Below are 21,680 nucleotides of genomic sequence, written 5' to 3' on the forward strand. Positions count from 1 at the left end.
CGGACGGCGGCGACACAGCGTACGACGGGCCGTTCTGGGATGCGCTACGGCCGGCGACGGTGCTTCCGCAGGTCGTCGCCAACGGTGTTGCGGTCTTCCTGGTCGGCGGGTGGCACGACGCCTTCCAGCGAGGCACGCCGCTCAACTACGCCGCGCTGCAGAACGCCTTCGCCGGGCGGCCGGACGAATCGCCGATGGAACCGGGCCAGCCGGTGTCGGATCGGGTGCGGTTGTTCATGGGGCCCTGGTACCACGTCACGAACTTCGACGGCCTGCACATCAACGCGCTGCAGTTGCGCTGGTTCGACCAGTGGCTGCTAGACGACGCGGCAGCGGCGATCTCCGACCCGCCGTTCACCTTCCAACCCATCGGACGCCCGCAATGGTTCCACGCGCGCGAATACCCGCTCCCCCAAGCGACACCCACCCGGTTCTACCTGTCCCATGCAGGCCATCTCAGCACCGAATGCTCCCCGGACCGAACGGTGGCGACGCTCAATTACGCGGCTCGCGGTCCGGTGGCAGGCCGAAGCCTGGAGCAGTGGACGTTGGGGATGAACAGCTTCTTCACCGCCCAGCGGGGTCGGCGCATCCGCTACGACACCGACAACCGGCGCCTACAGCGCAGGGCGCTGACCTACACGACCGAACCGTTCACGTCCCCCACCCTGGTGGCTGGGCCGATTGCGCTGACCGTCCATGCGATAGCCAACACCACCGAGACGGTGTGGGTCGCCCACCTCGACGACGTCGCGCCCGACGGAACCAGCCGCCCGCTGACGCAAGGCGCGCTGCTCGGCTCCCACCGTGCGCTGGACCCCGACCGCACCTGGTACCTGCCTGACGGCACCGTGCTGCGACCGCATCACTACAGCACCCGCGCCGCGGCCGAACCCGTCGTTCCCGGCGAGCTGACCCGCTACGACGTCGAGATCTTCCCGACCGCCGCCTACATCGCACCCGAGCATCGGCTGCGGCTCATCCTGACCACCTACGACTTCCCCCACCTGGTTCCCACCAAGCGCGCGCGTCGTGCCCTGGCCGGCGGACGCTACCAGCTCCACCAGGGCGGTCCGACCGCGTCGCGCATCCTCATCCCGCTGGCCGACCCGGACGCATTCGCCTAAACCGCGACATCGGGCTCGTGCCCGCACGCGGCGCGGCCTGCGCCGAAACTGCGTCCACTGCGCCGAAACTGCGCCTACAGTCGCGTCTGCCGCGTAGACCACGCTATGGGCGCAGGGTCGACGCCATGGCCGCAGACTCGGCGCGGCGACATCCGGCTCCTCTCCCGCCCGCCGCGCGGGCGAAGTCACAACCGTCGCATACGATCGACCCTCGTGTCCCACGACGGTAATCAGCGATCAACGATCGCCCGGATCATCGCCGTCGTCGCCGGGATCGCCGGTCTCCTGCTGTGCAGCCTGATCGCACTGCTGCCGGTAAAGCAGACCACCGCGACCATACTCTGGCCACCAGGCACCACCGCCGACGGACACGTCACCGGTATCACGGCACCGCTGGTGTCCGGAGCGCCGCGAGCGCTGGACATCTCTGTCCCCTGCGCGGCGATCGCGACGTTGCCGGCCAGCGGCGGCCTGGTCGTGTCGACCCTGCCCGCCGACGGATTCCAGACCGGCAAGAGCGGACTGTTCGTGCGCGCCAACAACGACACGATCGTCGTCGCGTTCCGGGACACGGTGGCGACGGTGGCGCCCCGGCCCGCCGTGGCCGCCGGCGCCTGCAGCGTGCTGCACATCTGGGCCAGTGCCGGTGGGGTCGGCGCGGACTTCGTCGGTGTCCCCGGCGCCGTCGGCACGCTGCCGGCCGAAAAGAAACCTCAGGTCGGCGGCGTCTTCACCGACCTGAAGACCGGTCCGCAGCCGGGACTGGCGGCTCGCATCGACATCGACACCAGGTTCATCACGACAGCTACGGCCATGAAGAAAGTTGCGATGGCCCTCGGCGTGCTTTCAGTGGTCGTCGCCATCGCTGCGCTGGCTATCCTCGACCGCCGGGCGGGCCCGCGACCACCCCGCAGTTGGCGATGGTTGCAGGCTAACGTCGCGACCTGGCTGGCCGACGCCGCTGTGATCGCGACGCTGCTGGTGTGGCATGTCATCGGGGCCACCACGTCCGACGACGGCTACAACCTCACCATCGCCCGGGCGGCGCGCCAAGCCGGATACGTGCCGAACTACTACCGGTTCTTCGGCACCACCGAGGCCCCGTTCGACTGGTATCCCGCAGTGCTGGCGCACCTGGCTTCGGTCAGCACCGCCGGGGTGTGGATGCGGCTGCCCGCGACCGCGGCCGGAATCGGGTGCTGGCTGATCATCAGCCGCTACGTGCTGCCGCGGCTGGGCCCGGCCAGGGGCGGGCTGGCGGGCAACCGGGTGGCGGTGTGGACCGCGGGCGCGGTGTTCGTGGCCGCCTGGCTGCCGTTCAACAACGGCCTGCGCCCCGAGCCGCTGATCGCGTTCGGCACCCTGGTGACCTGGGTGCTGGTCGAGCAGGCGATCGCCACCCGGCGGCTCGTTCCGGCGGCGGTCGCGATCGTTGTCGCGATGCTTACCGCAACGCTGGCCCCGCAAGGCCTGATCGCCCTCGGTGCGCTGTTGACCGGTGCGCGGGCCATCGCGGCGATCATCGCGCGGCGCCGGGCAGCCGACGGGCTGTTGGCGCCGCTGGCGGTGTTGGCCGCGTCGCTGTCGCTGATCGCGGTCGTGGTCTTCCGGGCGCAAACACTGGCCACCGTGGCCGAGAGCGCGCGTATCAAATACGTCGTCGGGCCGACGATCGCCTGGTATCAGGAGTTTTTGCGCTACTACTTCGTGACGGTCGAGTCGAATGTCGACGCGTCGATGACCCGCCGCTTCGCCGTGCTGGTGCTGCTGCTGTGCCTGTTCGGGGTGCTCGTGGTGCTGCTGCGCCGCGGCCGGATCGCGGGGGTGGCCAGCGGGCCGGCCTGGCGACTGGTCGGCGCATGCGCGGCGGGGCTGCTGCTGTTGACCTTCACGCCCACGAAATGGGCCATCCAGTTCGGCGCGTTCGCCGGGTTGGCCGGCGCGCTGGGCGCCGTCACCGCGTTCACCTTGGCCACGGTCGGGCTGCACAGCCGCCGCAACCTGTCGCTGTATATCACCGCGTTGCTGTTCGTGCTGGCCTGGGCCACCTCGGGCATCAACGGCTGGTTCTACGTCGGCAACTACGGCGTGCCGTGGCGCGACATCCAGCCCGTCATCGCCAGCCACCCTGTGACGTCGATGTTTTTGGCGGCATCGATCGCGACCGGATTGCTGGCGGCCTGGCAGCACTTCCGGCTCGACTACGCCGGGCACACCGAGGTCAAACCCACTCGGCGCAACCGCATCCTGGCCTCCACCCCGCTGTTGGCCGTCGCCACGATCATGGTTCTGGTCGAAGTCGGCTCGATGGCCAAAGCCGCCGCGGCCCGCTACCCCGTCTACACCACCGCCAAGGCCAACATCGACGCGCTGCGCTCCGGGCTTTCCAACAGCAGCTGCGCGATGGCCGACGACGTGCTGGCCGAGCCGGATCCCAACGCCGGTCTGCTGCAACCGCTGCCGGGACAGGCCTACGGTTCGGACGGCCCGCTGGGCGGAGCGAAGCCCGTGGGGTTCAAACCCAACGGCGTCGCCGAGGACCTGACCTCCGACCCGGTGGTGTCCAAACCAGGGCTGGTTAACTCCGACGCCTCGCCCAACAAGCCCAACGCCGCGGTCAGCGACTCCGCGGGCACGGCCGGCGGTTACGGCCCCGTCGGGGTCAACGGCTCGCGGGCAGCGCTCCCGTTCGGGCTGAACCCGGCGCGCACACCGGTGATGGGCAGCTACGGCGAGAACGCCGTCGCCGCGCACGCCACCTCCGTGTGGTACCAGCTGCCCCCGCGCACCCCGGACCGTCCGCTGGTCGTGGTCGCTGCCGCCGGTTCCATCTGGTCACATGAAGAAGACGGCACACTGAGCTACGGGCAGCCGCTGCGACTGCAATGGGGCATCAGCCGCCCCGACGGCAGCACCCAACCGCTCGGGGAGTTCGAACCGATCGACATCGGGCCGCAGAAGGCATGGCGCAACCTGCGGTTCCCGCTGGCGTGGGCACCGCCGGACGCTACTGTGGCACGCATCGTCGCCGACGACCCCAACCTGAGCTCGGACCAATGGTTCGCATTCACCCCGCCGCGGGTGCCGGTGCTGCAAACCCTGCAACAACTGATCGGGTCGCACACCCCGGTGCTGATGGACATCGCGACCGCCGCGAACTTCCCGTGCCAGCGGCCGTTCTCCGAACACCTTGGCGTAGCTGAACTTCCGCAATACCGCATCCTGCCCGACCACAAGCAGACGGCGTCCTCGTCGAACCTGTGGGAGTCGGCCGAAAAAGGCGGGCCGTTCCTGTTCACCCAGGCGCTGCTGAGCACCTCCACAGTCCCGACGTACCTGCGGGGCGACTGGTTCCGCGACTGGGGTTCGGTGGAAAAGTACTCCCGGCTGGTGCCGCCCGATCAGGCACCCGACGCCGTCATCCAGCAGGGTGCGGTCACCGTGTACGGCTGGAGCCGGCAAGGTCCGATTCGAGCACTGCCGTGACGATCACCCGCCCCGCCGAACCGGCCGCTCCAGAAACCGTGGCCCGCGACGTGCGGGTGACCCGCTGGGTGGCGACCATCGCCGGCCTGCTGGGGTTCCTGCTGTCGATTGCCACACCGCTTTTGCCGGTCGCGCAGACGACCGCAACGTTGACCTGGCCGCAGCACGGGCAGCTGAACAACGTGACCGCGCCGTTGATCTCGCAGACGCCGGTGACGATGACGGTCACGGTGCCGTGCGGTGTGGTGCGCTCGATGCCGCCGCATACAGCGATGCTCTTGGGCACCGCACCGAAGAACGGCAAGGACGCCGCGCTTCAGGGTTTGTTCGTCAACGTCACCAAGGACCGGGTGGACGTCACCGACCGCAACGTGGTGATCGCCAGCGTGCCCCGCAACCTCGTGGCCGGCGCGGGTTGTCAGCGGATCGAGATCACCTCGTCGCGCGCCGGCACCTTCGCCACGTTTGTGGGCTTGACCGACCCGGCGGGCCGGACGCTGCGCAGCGGGTTCAACGATCCGAACCTGCGCCCGCAGATCGTCGGCGTGTTCAGTGACCTGACCGGCCCGGCGCCACCCGGGGTGACGGTCTCGGCGAGCATCGACACCCGATTCTCCACTCGCCCAACCATTCTCAAGCTGGCCGCGATGGTGGTGGCGATCGGCTCGACGGTGGTCGCGCTGGTCGCGCTGTGGCGCCTGGACCAGATGGACGGTCGCCGGATGCGCCGGCTCATCCCCGCCACCTGGCGCGGTTTCACGCTGGTCGACGCCACCGTGATATTCGCATTCCTGCTCTGGCATGTGATCGGCGCGAACTCTTCCGACGACGGCTACATCCTGGGCATGGCCCGCGTCGCCGACCACGCCGGCTACATGTCGAACTACTTCCGATGGTTCGGCAGCCCCGAAGACCCGTTCGGCTGGTACTACAACCTGCTGGCGCTGATGACCCATGTCAGCGACCAAAGCATCTGGATCCGGCTGCCCGACCTTGTTGCGGGCCTGGTGTGCTGGCTACTGCTGTCGCGTGAAGTGCTGCCCCGGCTGGGGCCGGCGGTAGCCTCCAGCAAGGCCGCGGCCTGGGCGGCGGCCATGGTGTTGCTCACCGCGTGGATGCCGTTCAACAACGGCCTGCGACCCGAGCCGATCATCGCGGTCGGTTCGCTGATCACCTATGTGCTGATCGAGCGGTCCATGCGCTACAGCCGGCTCACCCCGGCGGCGCTAGCTGTCGTCGCGGCGGCATTCACCCTCGGTATCCAGCCCACCGGTCTGATCGCGGTGGCCGCCCTGGTGGCCGGCGGTCGGCCAATCTTGCGGATTCTGGTGCACCGGCATCGGCTGGTCGGCACCTTGCCGCTGGTGGCACCGATGCTGGCGGCCGGCTTCGTGGTGCTCACCGTGGTGTTCGCCGACCAGACGCTGGCAACGGTGCTGGAAGCCACCAGGATTCGCAGCTCGATCGGTCCCAGCCAGGCCTGGTACACCGAGAACTTGCGCTACTACTACATATTCCTGCCCACCGTCGACGGTTCGCTGTCGCGGCGGTTTGGTTTTCTGGTCACTGCGCTGTGCCTGTTCACTGCGATGTTTATCATGTTGCGGCGCAAGCGAATTGCGGGCGTGGCCCGCGGGCCGGCCTGGCGGCTGATGGGTGTCATCTTCGGCACCATGTTCTTTTTGATGTTCACCCCCACCAAATGGGTGCACCATTTCGGGCTGTTCGCCGCGGTGGGCGCGGCGATGGCCGCGCTGACCACGGTGCTGGTGTCGCCGAAAGTGCTGCGCTGGTCCCGCAACCGGATGGCGTTTTTGGCCGCGCTGCTGTTCGTGCTGGCGCTGTGCTTCGCCACCACCAACGGCTGGTGGTATGTGTCCAGCTACGGCGTGCCGTTCAACAGCTCGATGCCGAAGATCGACGGAATCTCCGTCAGTACCATCTTTTTCCTGCTGTTTGCAGTGGCCGCGCTGTATGCGATCTGGTTGCATTTCGCGCCCCGCGACCGCGGACAGGGCCGGGTAGCACGGGCGGTGACCGCGGCGCCGGTACCGATCGCCGCGGGCTTCATGGCGGTGGTGTTCGTGGCCACGATGGTGACCGGGATCGTGCGCCAGTACCCGACCTACTCCAACGGTTGGGCCAACCTGCGGGCGTTCGTCGGCGGCTGCGGGCTGGCCGACGACGTGCTGGTCGAGCCGGACACCAACGCCGGCTTCATGCCGCCGCTGCCCGGCAACTACGGCGCCCTGGGCCCGCTGGGCGGCGTCAACCCCGTCGGGTTCACACCCAACGGCGTGCCGGAACACACTGTCGCCGAAGCAATCCGGTATCACCCGCCGCAACCGGGCACCGACTACGACTGGGACGCCCCGACCAGGCTCAAAACTTCCGGCGTCAACGGATCCACAGTGCCGCTGCCATACGGACTCGACCCCGCGCGGGTGCCGCTGGCAGGCAGCTATACAACCGGCGCGCAACAACAAAGCCTGCTCACCTCGGCGTGGTATCAGCTGAAGCTGCCTTCGCCCGACAAGGGGCATCCGCTGGTGGTGGTGACCGCGGCCGGCAAAATCGCCGGCAACAGCGTGCTGCACGGGCACACCAGCGGGCAGACCGTCGTCCTGGAATACGGCAAGCCCGGCCCGGACGGCGCCCCGGTTGCGGCCGGCCGCCTGGTGCCCTACGACCTGTACGGGGAACAACCCAAGGCGTGGCGCAACTTGCGCTTCGCCCGATCGGACATCCCGTCGGACGCCACCGCGGTGCGGGTGGTCGCCGAAGACTTGTCGCTGACCCCCGAGGACTGGATCGCGGTGACCCCGCCGCGCGTGCCCGACGTGCGCTCGCTGCAGGAGTACGTCGGCACGTCGCAGCCGGTGCTGATGGACTGGGCGGTGGGGCTGGCCTTCCCATGCCAGCGGCCGATGCTGCACGCCTACGGTGTGACCGAGATTCCGAAGTTCCGCATCACCCCCGACTACACCGCCAAAAAGCAGGACACCGACACCTGGGAGGACGGCGTCAACGGAGGCCTGCTCGGCGTCACCGATCTGCTGCTGCGGGCGCACGTGATGGCCACGTACCTGTCGCGGGACTGGGGCCGCGACTGGGGTTCACTGCGCAAGTTCGACACCATCGTCAATGCCCAGCCCGCTGACTTGCAGCTCGGCACCGCCACCCGCAGCGGCTGGTGGTCGCCCGGGCAGATTCGGATCAAGGCGTGAGTGCGCCGAAAGTCATGTCGTTGCGCGCCGTTTCGTGATTTGCGTACAACGACTGCACGCTCGGCCAGAGTTGTTGGTTTAGCTGCAGGAATGCTGTCAATACCTGTGTTCATCGTGGCGGCGAACCGATTGCCGGGGATGGAGGGTGGAGTCGATGCGCAAACTGACTCGCGGTGTGGTGTCACCGGCGGGCATCGCACTGGCCATGGTCATGACGGCGCCTTTGGTCAATACCACCGGAACCGTTTCGGCTGCTCCGTCGGGCGATGCGACGCGGGTTGCGCTCAACAGCGTTCCTCGCCGGTGCGATGGCAGCGCGATCGACGGTGTTACGCCGTCACAGCGGGCCTACGCTACGGGCGACACCCTGATACGTACTGGTGCGAACTCCGTCGTCGTGGACGTGCACCTGGTGGACACATCCTCGCCCGGCACCCACTACGACGTCGGGCTGATCGAGGTACCGCGGCCGTCGTCGTCGACCTGTGGTCCCGGGGATCCGGGTACGGCGTTCGGCGGCCTGGACACCGACGCGGGCGGACGCGGTGCCACCACCCTGCAGGCCGGCATTCGGCCGGGCGCGACCGGCGTGTGGGTAGTCGTTCAGCGGCCGAACCCCAATTCCCAAGCGCCGGCCGAGTTCTACACCTCCGACTTTGTGGCGCCGATTTAGGCCACTCATCGGATGCGTGAGGGGTCGTTACGGATTTGCCTCGCGGCGCTGGTCGGTGCACTGGCGGTTGCGTGCAGTGGCCACTCGGCGTCGAAAACTAAGCCGCCCGGCCAGCTGAACTACGTGGCCATGGGCGACTCCGCCGCTGCCGCGCCCGGGGTTCCGGACCCCGCACCGCCGCCAGGCTGCCAGAAGTCGACCAACGACTACCCGTCGGTGCTGGCGCGGCGCATCGCGCCCGCCCATTTCACCGATGTCACCTGCAGCGGCGCGACCACCGACAACATCACCACTCGGCCGCAACTCACGGCTGACGGGCCAGTACCGCCACAGATCGAGGCGGTGACGTCGGACACCACATTGATCACAATCACGATCGGCGGCAACGACATCGGGTTAGCCGCCGACGCGTCGCAGTGCCGGGCGGCATCGATCGATGCGCCGCCGTGCGCCGACAAGTTCGTCACCGGCGGTGTGGACAGCATCTCCGCCGCGATCACCGCACACGTGCCGGTGTGGGCGGCGATGATCGACGACGTCCGCGCCAAAGCAGCGGGCGCACGGATCATCCTGGTGGGCTACCTGACGTATATCCGGCCTGGTGGCTGCTTTCCCGACGAGCCCGTCACACCCACAGACGCCGACTACTTCCAGTCGAAACTCAACGAACTCGACGACCGGCAAAAGCAGCTGGCCACCGACAAGCACATCGACTTCTTCGACACCCGGCCGCTGTCGGCGGGCCACGACATGTGCGCCGCGCCTAATGAGCGCTACGTCGAGGGCTTCGTGGCGGTGAATCCCGCCGCGCCGCTGCACCCTAACGCGATGGGCGCCGCCGCGATCGGCAACGCGCTCGCCGACTACCTCCGGTAGTCACATGGTGAGCGTTAGATCGGGATCAGTGCGTGCTTGCGCTGCACGTGCTGAACTTGCTTGTCCCGCAACAGGTGCAGCGCTTTGCGCAGCAGCAGCCGGGTCTGGTGCGGCTCGATGACCGCGTCGATGAATCCGCGCTCGGCGGCGATCCACGGAGTCGCCATGTTGAGGTTGTAGTTCTCGATGAAGCTTTGCCGAATCGCCTGCGCCTCGGGCGTATTCGGGTCAGGGAAACGCTTCATCAGCAGCTGCGCCGCGCCCTCGGCGCCGATCACCGCGATCCGCGCCGTCGGCCACGCGAAGTTCAAATCCGCGGTCAGCTGCTTGGATCCCATTACCGCGTACGCGCCCCCGTAGGACTTGCGCACGGTGACCGTCACCTTGGGCACGTCGGCTTCCACCACCGCGTACAGGAACCGGCCGCCGCGCTTGATGATTCCGCCCTTCTCCTGCTCTGCACCGGGCAGAAAGCCGGGGGTGTCGACGACGAAGATCAGCGGCAGGTTCATCGTGTCGCAGAACCGGACGAACCGCGCCGCCTTGTCAGAAGCCTCGTTGTCGATCGACCCGCCCAGCACCATCGGCTGGTTGGCGACCACGCCGACCGGGCGGCCGTCGACACGCGCGAAGCCGGTGATGATGGCCTGCCCGGCCTGCGCGGCGACGTCAAGGAAGTCGCCATCGTCGAAGATCCGCAGCAAGACCTCGTGCATGTCGTAGGCCGCGTTGTCGTTGTCCGGCACGATCGAGTCCAGCTCGAGATCGTGTGGAGTGATCTCCGGCTCCAGCCCGGGGTTGACGATCGGCGGGTCGTCGAAGCAGTTCGACGGCAGAAACGACAGATAGTCGCGCACGTATTGGAACGCGGCGGCTTCGGAGTCGACGACCTGGTGGATGTTGCCGTAGCGGGCCTGGGCGTCGGCGCCGCCCAGCTCGTCGAGGCTGACATCCTCACCGGTGACTTCTTTGATCACGTCCGGGCCGGTGACGAACATGTAGCCCTGGTCGCGCACCGCAACGATGAGGTCGTCCTCGATCGGCGAATACACTGCTCCCCCAGCGCATTTGCCGAAGATCAGCGAGATCTGGGGAACCAGGCCGGTGAGCCGTTCGTGGCGGGCGCCCAGCTCGGCGTACCACGCCAGCGAGGTGACCGCGTCCTGGATGCGGGCGCCGCCGGAGTCGTTGATGCCGATGATCGGGCAGGCCACCTTCGCGCACCACTCCATGAGGTGGGCGACCTTGCGGCCGAACATTTCTCCGACCGTGCCGCCGAACACGGTCTGGTCGTGGGAGAACACGCCGACCGGGCGACCGTTGATGGTGCCGTGCCCGGTGACGACGCCGTCGCCGAACAACGCGTTCGGATCGCCCGGGGTACGGCACAGCGCCCCGGTCTCCAGGAAACTGCCCGGGTCGAGCAGCGCGTGGATACGCGCACGGGCACTCGGGATGCCCTTCTTGTCGCGTTTGGCGGCGGCCTTCTCCCCGCCGGGTTCCTTGGCCAGTTCCAGCTTTTCGCGCAGTTCAGCCAGCAGCTCGGCGGTGGTCTTCGTGCTCACTTACGGGCCCTCTGTTCGGCTTCGATCCTGCCCAGCGCCTCACTCATGTGTGCTCCCACCTTCGCGATGTACGGCTCATCGATGGCCTGGATGTGTTCGCCACCGATGTGCACGATCTCCAAATCGGACACGAATTCGCCCCAGCCGCCGTCGGGCTGGCGAACGGCGTAGCGCGGCTCGAACATGATCGCGTCGTCGTGGTAACGATCAGCCATGTACAGCGTGACGTGGCCGTCGTACTGCTGGATCTGCACGGTGTCCAGCGCCCGGTTGTCCAGGTACGACGTGCGCTGGTGCTCGATGATCCCGCCCGGGATCTGCACGCCGCTGGCCTTGACCGCGTCCAGAACAAACTTCACCTGACCCTCGTCGTCGAGCTGCTCGAGCTGCTCGTAGGGGATCTCGGGGATGGTCACGTTGAAGTTGCGTTCGGCGAAGCGGGCGTAGCGATCCCAGCGCTTGCGGATCTCCTCTTTGGTCTGCGGGATCTCGTCGCCCGGGCGCACGGTGTCGATCAGCCCGACGAACGGCACGTCGCAACCAAGGCGCTTCAGCCCGACCGCGCAGGCGTAGGCCAGCGCGCCGCCCAACGACCAGCCGGCCAGGATGAACGGCCCGCTGCCCTGCATCTGCACCAGCCGGGGCACGTAGCGCATCGCGCGTTCCTCGATGCTGCCCTCGACCCGCTCGAAACCGTACATCGGGGTGTCCGCCGGCAGCCGGTTGAGCAGCGGCTCGTACACCACCGTCGACCCGCCCGCCGGGTGGAACACGAACACCGGAATCTTCGATGAGCCTTCCGGTTTCGCCCGCAATGTGCGCACGAACCCGTCGACCTGGCCGGCCTCCAGGTACTCACGCACCTTCTCGGCCAGCGCCTCGATGGTCTCGGCGCATTTGACGTCCTCGGCGGTGATCGGCCCGTCAGCGCGCTCGGCGAGCCGCTCCGCCATCTTGGCGGCGGCAGCGTCGTCGAGCTTGGGCAGCGGGTTGAAGATGCCGCCCGGCGACTTGCCGGTGACGATCGCCCAGGTCGCGAACGTCACGCGCTCGGCGGCGTCGCGCGGCGGCACGTCGGAACCGAGCGCCGCGGCGACGGCCTGCTGGTTGAGCGCTGAGACATCCGCAGACCGCGCAGGACCGGCAGGCTGATCCGAGGGCGGCGGTGGCGGCACCGCAGCCTGCGGCGCCTGCTCGGGCTGCGTTTCCGGCGGAGCTTGCGGATCAGGCGCCGGCGCCGCCGCGGTGGTCGGAGTTGCACCGCTGAGCAGCCGCGCCTGCTCCTCCGCGATCTCCTCGGCGCTCTTCGTCTTCTGGTACTCGTGCAGCTGGGCCACCTCGTCGCGGTGCTCGACCGCGTACTCGATCAGCTGCTCGATGTTGTAGAGGTTGGCGTCGCGCACCGCCTGCAATTGGATTGGCGGCAAGTCGAAGTCGTATTCCACGCGGTTCTTGATCCGCACCGCCATCAGCGAGTCCAGACCCAGCTCGATCAGCGGCACTTCCCAGGGCAGGTCTTCGGGCTCGTAACCCATTGCCGCCGACACGATCGTGGCCAACCGGTCGTGCACCGTCTCGCCGGAATCCGGCGACCATTTGGTGAACCCGGCCGGCATGTTGCGCAACGTCAGGCTGTCCTGCAGGGTTTCAGCCTCGGGCTCTTCCTCGACAGGGGCCGTCGGCGCCGTCACCGTCGGCGTGATGGCCGAGCCGGCCCCCACCGCGGTCGGCAACACCGCCGCTTGACCGCTGCGGCTCACCAGGGCGTCGTAGACCAGAGTGAACGACTCGTCGATGCGGGCGTGCACCTGCACCGACGCCCCACCGGGATGCCGGGTCAGCGTCGTCACCAGCCGCGCGCCCGCACCGGGCACCGCCCGCTGCTCCGAAGCGACCAACTGCGCGTCCGGGATCACTTGCGCCGCAGCCATTTTCACCAACGCGGCCAGGTCCGTGTCACCGCGCGGCGCGTACTCCCATACGTGGCGGCCGTCGGGCAGCCCGACATGGGTGCCCGGCATGATCACCGAGCCGTCACCGGAGAAGTGCGCGTCCAGCCAGTGCTCTTTGCGCTTGAATTTGGTCGGCGGAATGTTCGCGTAGTCTTCAGGGCCTTGGGCGCGGGTGAACAGGGTGCGCATGTCAAGGTCATGGCCGTGCACGTAGAGCTGGGCCATCGCCTGCGTCATCGAGTCGACCTCGTCCTGCTTGCGCGCCAGCGTCGGAATCAGTTGCGCGTCAGGCAAGCCCGCTGCGGCCGTGGTCAACCCGACCTGCATCAGCGCTACCGGGTTGGGCGCCAGCTCCAGGAACGTGGTATGCCCGTTGTCGACGGCGTTGCGGATGCCGTGGGTGAAGTAGACCGAATGCCGCAGGCCCTTCTTCCAGTACTCGACGTCGTGGATGGTCTCGCCCGGCTTGATGTAGCGGCCCTCGTGCACAGTGGAGAAGTAGCCGATCGTGATGGGATGCGGCTCGATGCCCTGCAATTCGGCGGAGAGCTCACCGAGCAGCGGGTCCATCTGCGACGTGTGGCTGGCACCCTTGGTCTGGAACTTGCGAGCGAACTTGCCCTCTTTTTCGCAGCGTTCGATGATCGCGTCGACCTGCGCCGGCGGCCCGCCGATCACGGTCTGGTTGGGCGCGGCGTAGACGCACACCTCGAGGTCGGGGAAGTCGGAGAACACCGTCTTGATCTCGTCGGCGGAGTACTCCACCAGCGCCATCAGCCGGATGTACTCGCCGAACAGCATCGCCTCGCCCTCGCCCATCAAATGCGAGCGGGAGCAGATCGCGCGCGTGGCGTCGGCCAGCGACAGCCCGCCGGCGAAGTAGGCCGCGGCCGCTTCGCCGAGCGACTGCCCCACCACCGCGGCCGGCCGGGCGCCGTGATGCTTGAGCAGCTCACCGAGCGCGACCTGGATCGCGAAGATGGTGACCTGGGTGGTCTCGATGCCGTAATCGACGGAGTCGTCGAGGATCATTTCGACGATCGAGTAGCCGCGCTCGAATTGCACGTATGCGTCGACCTTGTCGATCCATTCGGCGAACACCGGGTTGCGCAGGTAGAGGTTCTTGGCCATCTTGCGGTGCTGGGCGCCGAAGCCGGCCAGCACCCACACCGGCCCGCTGGTGACCGGCCCGTCGGCGGCGTAGACGTTGGGCGCCTGCTTGCCCTCGGCGACTGCCCGCAGGCCCTTGATCGCCTCCTCGTGGGTGCGGGCCAGCACCACCGCCCGGGAGCGGCCGTGGTTGCGCCGTGACAGCGCTCGCCCGATCGACTCCAGCGACGACGCCTGCCCGTCGGGGCTTTCCATCCAGTCGGCCAGTTCAGCAGCGGCCAGCTTCTTCCGAGACGTCAAGAACGCCGAAATCGCCAGCGGGATAAGAGGAGGCGGTGCCCCATCTTTTTGTGATTCTGAAATGTCTTGCAGCGCAACTTCTTTGAGCCGCTTAGCCTCATCGGTGAGCCCGGGCAGTTCGGGTTCCTCGAACTCGGCCGGGTGCTCCTCGATGAACCCGCCGAACTCGTCGAAGCGGCCCTCCGCGGGAGCGACCGTCTCTATGTGGCCGTTGGTCTGAGCCTTTTGCTCCGCCTCCGGCTCGGGTTCGTCGCGCTCGACCCCACGTTCTATCAGGTCGCGGGGCAGCACCTCGCGCAGCACCATGTGCGCGTTGGCGCCGCCGAATCCGAAGCTCGACACCCCGGCGATCGCGTAGCCGCTGTAGCGCGGCCAGTCGCCGACCCTGTCCAAAACCTTCAGGCGCACCGCGTTGAAGTCGATGTGCGGGTTGGGCCCGGCGTAGTTGATCGACGGCGGCAGCTTGTCGTGGTGCAGCGCCAGCACCGTCTTGGCCAGGCTGGCCACCCCGGCCGCCGATTCCAGGTGCCCGATATTAGTTTTCACCGCGCCCAGCAACGCCGGCTTGTCGGCGGGACGGCCCTTGCCGACCACGCGGCCCAGCGCCTCGGCCTCGATCGGGTCGCCGAGGATGGTGCCGGTGCCGTGCGCCTCGATGTAGTCGACGGTGCGCGGGTTGATGCCGGCGTCCTTGTAGGCGCGGCGCAGCACGTCGGCCTGCGCGTCGGGGTTGGGGATCAAAAGACCCGACGAGCGGCCGTCGTGGTTGACCGCGCTTCCGGCGATCACCGCAAGGATCTGGTCGCCGTCGCGGCGGGCGTCGTCGACCCGCTTGAGCACCAGCATGCCCGCACCCTCCGAGCGGGTGTAGCCGTCGGCGTCGCTTGAGAAGGACTTGATCCGGCCGTCGGGTGCCAGCACCCCGCCGACTTCGTCGAACCCGACCGTGATCACGGGGGTGATCAGCGCGTTCACCCCCCCGGCGACGGCCACGTCGCATTCGCCGCTGCGCAGCGCCTGCACCGCCTGGTGAGCGGCGACCAGCGAGCTCGAGCACGCGGTGTCCACCGCCACCGACGGCCCGTGGAAGTCGTAGAAGTACGACACCCGGTTGGCGATGATCGAGTGCGCGTTGCCGGTGATCGCGTAGGGGTGGGTGACCGTCGGGTCGGACATGGCCAGGAAGGCATAGTCCGTGACCGAGGCGCCGATGAACACCCCGACCGCCTCGCCGCGCAGGCTCGAGGCCGGGATGCGGGCGTTCTCCAGCGCCTCCCAGGTCAGCTCCAGCGCCATCCGCTGCTGCGGGTCGATGTTGTCGGCCTCGGTCTTCGACAGCGCGAAGAACTCCGAGTCGAAACCCTTGATGTCGTTCAGGTAGCCGCCGCGGGTGCGGGCCTTGGCGACCCGCTCGGCGATGCGCGGCTCGTCGAGGAACTCCGACCAGCGCCCCTCCGGCGGGTCGGTGATCGCGTCGCGGCCCTCCAGCAACGCCTGCCAGGTTTCCTCCGGGGTGTTCATGTCGCCGGGGAAGCGGGTGGCCAGCCCCACCACCGCGATGTCGACCCGATCGGACGGCGCCAAGCGCGACCAGTCCTCGTCGTCGTCGGCCGCTGTTATTTCCGGTTCGCCCTCGACGATGTAGGTCGCCAGCGACTCGATGGTCGGGTGCTGGAACGCCACCGTGGCCGACAGCGTGACCCCGGTGAAGTCTTCGATGTCGGCGGCCATCGCCACGGCGTCCCGCGACGACATACCAAGCTCCACCATCGGGATGGATTCGTCGATGGAATCCGGCGACTTGCCGGTGGCTTGGCCCACCCACTCGCGCAGCCACCGCCGCATCTCGGCTCGGGTCATGCGCCGCTCCTCCTCATCGCTTCGCTCTGCATCGTCGCCGGCGCGGGTCATATCGGTGCTCGCAGAAGGGGTTTCGGCTGCGGGGGTCGGTTGGGTGTCGGTGTCGGGCATGCTCGTCAGCCTTGGTCAGCGAAAGCGGTTGGTGATGCGGTGCCACGGCGCAGGCTGCCGTCGATGTAGGCGGCACGGCAGGCCCGCCGGCCGATCTTGCCGCTGGAGGTCCGCGGCACCGTCCCGGCCTGCACCAACAGCAGGTCGCGCACGGTTACCCCGTGCCGGACGGCGATCGCCGCGCGGACGTCGTCGGTGATCGGCTGTGGGTCGAGTTTGTGGGTGCCGGCGGCCCGTTCGGCGACGATCACCAGCTGCTCGGAGGTGTCGTCCGGGTCGTAGGTGAGCCCGGAGTGCGGGTTGTCGAAGACCTCCTGGGGCAGTTGGTTGGCCGGCACCGAGAACGCGGCGACGAAGCCCGTGCGCAACGCCTTGCTGGCTTCCTGCGCCGAGAACTCCAGATCCTGGGGGTAGTGGTTGCGGCCGTCGATGATGACGAGATCCTTGATGCGGCCGGTGATGTAGAGGTTGCCCTTGTAGTAGGTGCCGTAGTCGCCGGTGCGCACCCACAATGCGTCGTCAGGAGCGCCCTCGGCGTGCGACGGGTTGGTCCGCGACTTGAGGATGTTCTTAAACGTCTCCTGGCTCTCTTGCTCCCGGTTCCAGTAGCCGATGCCCATGTTTTTGCCGTGCAGCCAGATCTCGCCGATCTGTCCGTCGGGCAGTTCGCTGGCCGTGTCGACGTCGACGATCGCCGCCCATTCGTCCAGACCGATCCGGCCGCAGGACACCTGCGCGACGGCCTTCGGTGAGTCGGGATCGACCTCGACGAACTGGTGGTTGTTCAGCGCGTCACGGTCGACGTAGATGACCGTGGGCGGCTCCGTCGTCGGAGTACTCGAGACGTACAGAGTCGCCTCGGCCAGACCGTAGGCCGGTTTGATCACGGTGTCGCGCAGGCCGTATGGCCCGAACGCCTCGTGGAACTTGCGCATCGACGCCACCGAGATCGGCTCGCTGCCGTTGAGGATCGCCTTGACGTTCCGCAGGTCCAGCGGCGGCTCGCCGTCCTTGGGTACGCCACGCACTGCGGCGTGATCGAAGGCGAAGTTCGGTGCGACGGAGTAGACACCGCCGGGGTAGTCCTCGTCGACCCGGGACAGCTCACGCAGCCAGCGGATGGGCCGGCGCACGAAGGCGGCCGGCGTCATGAATGTGTGCGACAGACCGAGCACGGGCGTCAGCAAAATCGTGATCAGGCCCATGTCGTGGAAGAACGGTAGCCAGGTCACACCCCGGTCGCCTTCCTCGCCGTCGAACGAATTCAGTACCTGCACCACGTTGGTGGCCAGGTTCAGGTGGGTGATCTCCACACCGGTCGGCACCCGGGTGGAGCCGGAGGTGTACTGCAGGTAGGCGATGGTGTCGAAGGTCGTGTCGAGCGGCGGCTCCCAGGTGGCGGCGACCTCGTTGGGCACCGCGTCGACGGCGATGACGCGCGGCCGCTCCTTGGCCGGGCGGGAGCGAAAGAATTTGTTGACGCCCTCGGCCGAGTCGCTGGTGGTCAGGATCGCCGAAGGAGTGCAGTCGTCGAGCACCGCGTGCAGCCGACCGACGTGACCCGGCTCCGCCGGGTCGAACAGCGGCACCGCGATCCGCCCCGCGTACAAGATGCCGAAGAAGGAGACGAGGTAGTCCAGATTCTGTGGGCACAGGATGGCGATGCGGTCGCCGGGTTTGGTGACCTGTTGCAGCCGCGCCCCCACCGCGCGGTTGCGGGCCGCGAAGTCCACCCACGACATTTCCCGGGCGACACCGTCGCGTTCGGTGGAGTAGTCCCAGAATCGGTAGGCGACTCGCTGGCCGCGCACCTTGGCCCACCGTTCGACGTGCATAACCAGGTTGGTGGTGTCAGGAAACCTGATGTGTCCGTCAACGATGTACGGGTTGTGGTACGCCATGCCAGTCTCCTGTCGAAAACCTTCAAATCTCGGGTTGGCCCGGCGGTAGGCCGCACGCTTCGCCCGCGTCGCTCGCCACGAACGCTAAACCTCACAGATGGTACAGACCGCGCGCCTCCGTCTGCACCGCGTCGACCCCGACCATGTCGAGCACAGTTGTTCTTACTTTTCTCTTAAACTCTCGTCATGTTAAGGGGCGCCCTGTCCCGGGCCAAATCAGAAGGTACCGCGTCACCGAACTGTTATGGCTGCGGTGCGCTGGTGCGTCATCCATGTTTGGGGTGCGGCGCCTTCTCGAGCACTTCATGCGTCCAGTTCAAGGTCCACTCGGTGGCCGACTGCCCGTCGAGACTCCAGAACTGGGTGGTGGCATACATCGCATGCACGGGCTGTCCGGCGCCGCCGGCCAGCGTCTGCAGCGTGGTCGGCAGGTTGGCGAAGTTGAAGGCCTCCTGTGGTGCGGCGCAGATCAGGTCGCCGGGCGCGCAGATCTCGTTGGTCTGGTCGTTGAGCGCGCCGAAACCGCCTGGCCGCTTGCCGGTCATGGTCAAGCCCAACTGTTCCAGCACGGGCACTTCGTGCAAGGTGATTTCGGCTCCCTCACCCGGCGGGTTCGGGCCGATTTCCTTACCGACGCCCTGCTCCCGTCGGCCATCAGCGATCAACGTCACACCCAGCACCAGGTCGTCGTCGACCGGTCCCCGGCCGTTGCCGATGTCGCTGACGATGTCCCCGGCGATCACCGCGCCTTGCGAGAAGCCGATCAGCACGTAGCTGGTCAACGGGCACTTGTCGTTCATGTCGGTGATGGCCTTGACCGCGGCGCGGGTGCCCTCGGTCCGGCTGTCGTTGTACGACATCTGTGTGTCGCCGCTGAGCGGATTGTGGAACTGCGCGGTGTAGGGAACCGTGTACACCTCGACCCGGCTGGAGTCGAACTGCTGGGTGATCGGGCCGGTGACGTTGAGCAGCAGCGCCTTCGGAAACTGCACGGGGTTGAGCGGATCGAGCTGCAGCGACGACTCCCAGGTACCGGGCACCGAGATCAACTGCACGTCAGGGCAGCTGGCGTCCTGGAACGCCGGACGCGGCTTCTTCGCGCGACCGGACGTGCTGGGCGGTGGCACGATGCTGGGCGGCACCGCGCTCGGCGGGCCCTGCCGCTGCCGGACGAGAACCACGACGACGGTGATGACCAACGCCACGACGAGCGCCACGGCAGCGGCGGCGATCAACGCGAGGACGCGGTGGCGTCTGCGCTGGGAATTACCCCGCGATCTCTTAACCATGTTCTCCCGCTAGCAGAGTCGGTCGGACGTCGTCGGCTGTGCACACTCGAGCGACCAAGGCCGCTGGCATCGAATCGTAGAGCGGCTGTCGTACCGTCTGCTGCACGCCTTTACGCTACCGGCTGGCGGCACCGGCCCCCCGGTGCCCGAGCTGCCGGTTAGCGGATGGCGCCGACGATGTCTCCGGACATCGCGGCCAGCTGTGCGCTCCACGAGCCCCAGCCGTTGTCCCCGCCGGTGGGGAATTCGAAGTGCCCGTTGTGCCCGCCGGCGTTGCGGTACTCCTGGTAGAACATCCGGCTGTTGCCCATCGCCTGGTCGGCCTGGCCGATCATGGCGGCCTGGTCGCTGCCTGCCCCGGCGGCCGGCGCATAGACCCATACCCGGCTGTTGTTGGCTGCCAGCATCCCGACATGCACATACGGGTCGTGCCATTTCCACCGGCCCAACTGCGGCGCACCCCACATGCCGTAGCTGTCGACCCCGCCGAACTGCGCCATGCCGGCGGTGATGGCGCCGTTGGTGGTGGTCTCCGACGGGTACAGGAACCCCGACAGCGATCCGCCGTAGCCGAACCGGTCAGGGTGGAAGCAGGCCAGCGCCATCGCGCCATATCCGCCCTGTGAAGCGCCGACAGCGGCGTGGCCACCGGGCGCCAGGCCCTTGTTGGCCGCCAGCCAATCCGGCAGCTCGCTGGACAGGAAGGTCTCCCACTGCTTGCTGCCGTCCTGCTCCCAGTTGGTGTACATGCTGAACGCGCCGCCGGCGGGTGCGACCACCGAGACGCCCTTGCCGCCCAGGGTGTTCATCGCGTTGCCAGCGGTCACCCAGTTGCTGACGTCCGGGCCGGCGTTAAACGCGTCGAGCAGATACACCGCGTGGGGACCGCCGCCCAGAAACGCCACCGGGATGTCGCGGCCCATGGCCCCCGACGGCACCATCAGCGTCTCGTAGCCCGCGGCGTGAGCCGACCCGAGCTGTGTCGCGCCGATGCCCGACAACCCAATGGTCAGCACAGCGGCCCACAGCACTCGCAGCAGCGTCGACAGGCCCCTCATGTCCACCTCGCTCGTCTCTCGCTAAATCAAGCCCGCCCCGTCCCGGAAGGTAGTGAACCACACGCCGTGCCGGCGGATGGGCGGAAATGACTAACGGCGGCGACCCGGAAGGCTCGCCGCCGTTAGCTGTGCAGTTCCAGCGCTTAGCCGTGGCTGGCCGTAGCGGCAGCGTTGGTGGCGCCAGCCGCGGGGCCGGTGTTCGGCGTCGCGCCAAGCGACCGCTGAACGTCGGGCTTCATTGCGTTCAGCTGAGCGCCCCAGTACTCCCAGCTGTGGGTGCCGCTCTCCGGGAAGTTGAACACGGCGTTGTTACCGCCCGCCGCCTTGTAGGCGTCCTGGAACTTCAGGTTGCTGGTCCGTACAAAGCCCTCGAGGAACTTCGCCGGCAGGTTGTCCCCACCCAGCTCCGACGGCTTACCGTTCCCGCAGTACACCCACAGGCGGGTGTTGTTGGCGACCGTCTTGCCGACGTTCAGCAGCGGGTCGTTGCGCTGCCACGCCGGGTCCTCCTTCGGACCCCACATGTCCGCGGCCTTGTAGCCGCCCGCGTCACCCATCGCGAGGTTGATCAGCGACGGCCCCATCCCCTGCGAGGGGTCCATCAGGCCGGACATCGCGCCGACGTAGACAAACTGCTGCGGGTGGTAGTTCGCCAGGTTCAGCGCCGACGCCGCGGCCATCGACAGCCCGACCGCAGCGCTGCCGGTGGGCTTGACCTGCTTGTTGGCCTGCAGGTACTGCGGCAGCTCGCTGGTCAGGAAGGTCTCCCACTTGTAGGTCGAGCAGCCGGCCTTGCCGCAAGCCGGCTTGTACCAGTCGGTGTACCAGCTGGACTGTCCACCCACCGGCATGACCATCGACAGGCCGGACTGGTAGTACCACTCGAAGGCGGGGGTGTTGATGTCCCAGCCGTTGTAGTCGTCCTGGGCGCGCAGACCGTCCAGCATGTAGATCGCCGGCGAGTTCGGCCCACCGCTTTGGAACTGAACCTTGATCTCGCGGCCCATCGACGGTGACGGCACCATCAGGTACTCGACCGGGAGGCCGGGACGGGAAAACGCCCCAGCGGTCGCCGAACCCCCCACGACACCGATCACACCCGGCAGCAGGGCCGCAGCAACGGCCCCGAACACGAGCCGGCGCGG

11 protein-coding genes (1 of these 11 running past the window's edge) are annotated in these 21,680 nt (G+C 67.7%); 5 read left to right on the forward strand and 6 right to left on the reverse strand.

The window, feature by feature from the left end; translation table 11 throughout:
- The 5 genes from ACFE99_RS09815 to ACFE99_RS09835 all read left to right on the forward strand — a co-directional run.
- A partial coding sequence (locus tag ACFE99_RS09815; RefSeq protein WP_375484712.1) for a CocE/NonD family hydrolase occupies nucleotides 1–1,127 on the forward strand: 1,127 nt, incomplete at its 5' end.
- 213 nt (nucleotides 1,128–1,340) lie between these two features.
- Nucleotides 1,341–4,613, forward strand: a complete 3,273-nt coding sequence (locus tag ACFE99_RS09820) for an arabinosyltransferase domain-containing protein (RefSeq protein WP_375484714.1) — start codon at nucleotides 1,341–1,343, stop codon at nucleotides 4,611–4,613.
- Nucleotides 4,610–7,840 (forward strand): arabinosyltransferase domain-containing protein, encoded by a 3,231-nt coding sequence (locus tag ACFE99_RS09825; RefSeq protein ID WP_375484716.1) that lies wholly within the window; start codon nucleotides 4,610–4,612, stop codon nucleotides 7,838–7,840. Before ACFE99_RS09820 ends, ACFE99_RS09825 begins: the two co-directional genes overlap by 4 nt.
- Before the next feature lie 154 nt (nucleotides 7,841–7,994).
- Complete coding sequence (locus tag ACFE99_RS09830; protein ID WP_375484718.1) at nucleotides 7,995–8,513, forward strand: hypothetical protein; 519 nt, start codon at nucleotides 7,995–7,997, stop codon at nucleotides 8,511–8,513.
- Between the two features lie 12 nt (nucleotides 8,514–8,525).
- Nucleotides 8,526–9,389 (forward strand): SGNH/GDSL hydrolase family protein, encoded by an 864-nt coding sequence (locus ACFE99_RS09835; RefSeq protein ID WP_375484720.1) that lies wholly within the window; start codon nucleotides 8,526–8,528, stop codon nucleotides 9,387–9,389.
- Nucleotides 9,390–9,403: 14 nt separating this feature from the next.
- Here ACFE99_RS09835 and ACFE99_RS09840 read toward each other — a convergent pair whose 3' ends face one another.
- The 6 genes from ACFE99_RS09840 to ag85A form a co-directional block, all read right to left on the reverse strand.
- On the reverse strand, nucleotides 9,404–10,954 hold the full coding sequence (locus tag ACFE99_RS09840) for an acyl-CoA carboxylase subunit beta (protein ID WP_375484722.1): 1,551 nt from the start codon (nucleotides 10,952–10,954) through the stop codon (nucleotides 9,404–9,406).
- A complete protein-coding gene (pks13, locus tag ACFE99_RS09845) occupies nucleotides 10,951–16,227 on the reverse strand; it encodes a polyketide synthase Pks13 (RefSeq protein ID WP_375484732.1) in 5,277 nt (1,758 codons plus the stop codon). Before pks13 ends, ACFE99_RS09840 begins: the two co-directional genes overlap by 4 nt.
- A gap of 65 nt (nucleotides 16,228–16,292) precedes the next feature.
- Nucleotides 16,293–18,188 (reverse strand): long-chain-fatty-acid--AMP ligase FadD32, encoded by a 1,896-nt coding sequence (gene fadD32, locus ACFE99_RS09850; RefSeq protein ID WP_375484724.1) that lies wholly within the window; start codon nucleotides 18,186–18,188, stop codon nucleotides 16,293–16,295.
- Between the two features lie 266 nt (nucleotides 18,189–18,454).
- Nucleotides 18,455–19,477: a cutinase family protein gene (locus ACFE99_RS09855; RefSeq protein WP_375484726.1), complete on the reverse strand. Its 1,023-nt coding sequence runs from the start codon at nucleotides 19,475–19,477 to the stop codon at nucleotides 18,455–18,457.
- Nucleotides 19,478–19,635: 158 nt separating this feature from the next.
- On the reverse strand, nucleotides 19,636–20,535 hold the full coding sequence (locus tag ACFE99_RS09860; protein WP_375484728.1) for an esterase family protein: 900 nt from the start codon (nucleotides 20,533–20,535) through the stop codon (nucleotides 19,636–19,638).
- Nucleotides 20,536–20,678: 143 nt separating this feature from the next.
- Nucleotides 20,679–21,680, reverse strand: partial view of a diacylglycerol acyltransferase/mycolyltransferase Ag85A gene (gene ag85A, locus ACFE99_RS09865; protein WP_375484730.1) — the 3' portion only. 54 nt of this gene lie beyond the right edge of the window; only the last 1,002 of its 1,056 coding nucleotides appear in the window; its start codon lies off the right edge, out of view; the stop codon is at nucleotides 20,679–20,681.

Origin of the sequence: uncultured Mycobacterium sp., from assembly GCF_964249325.1 — a bacterium.
Lineage (GTDB): Bacteria > Actinomycetota > Actinomycetes > Mycobacteriales > Mycobacteriaceae > Mycobacterium.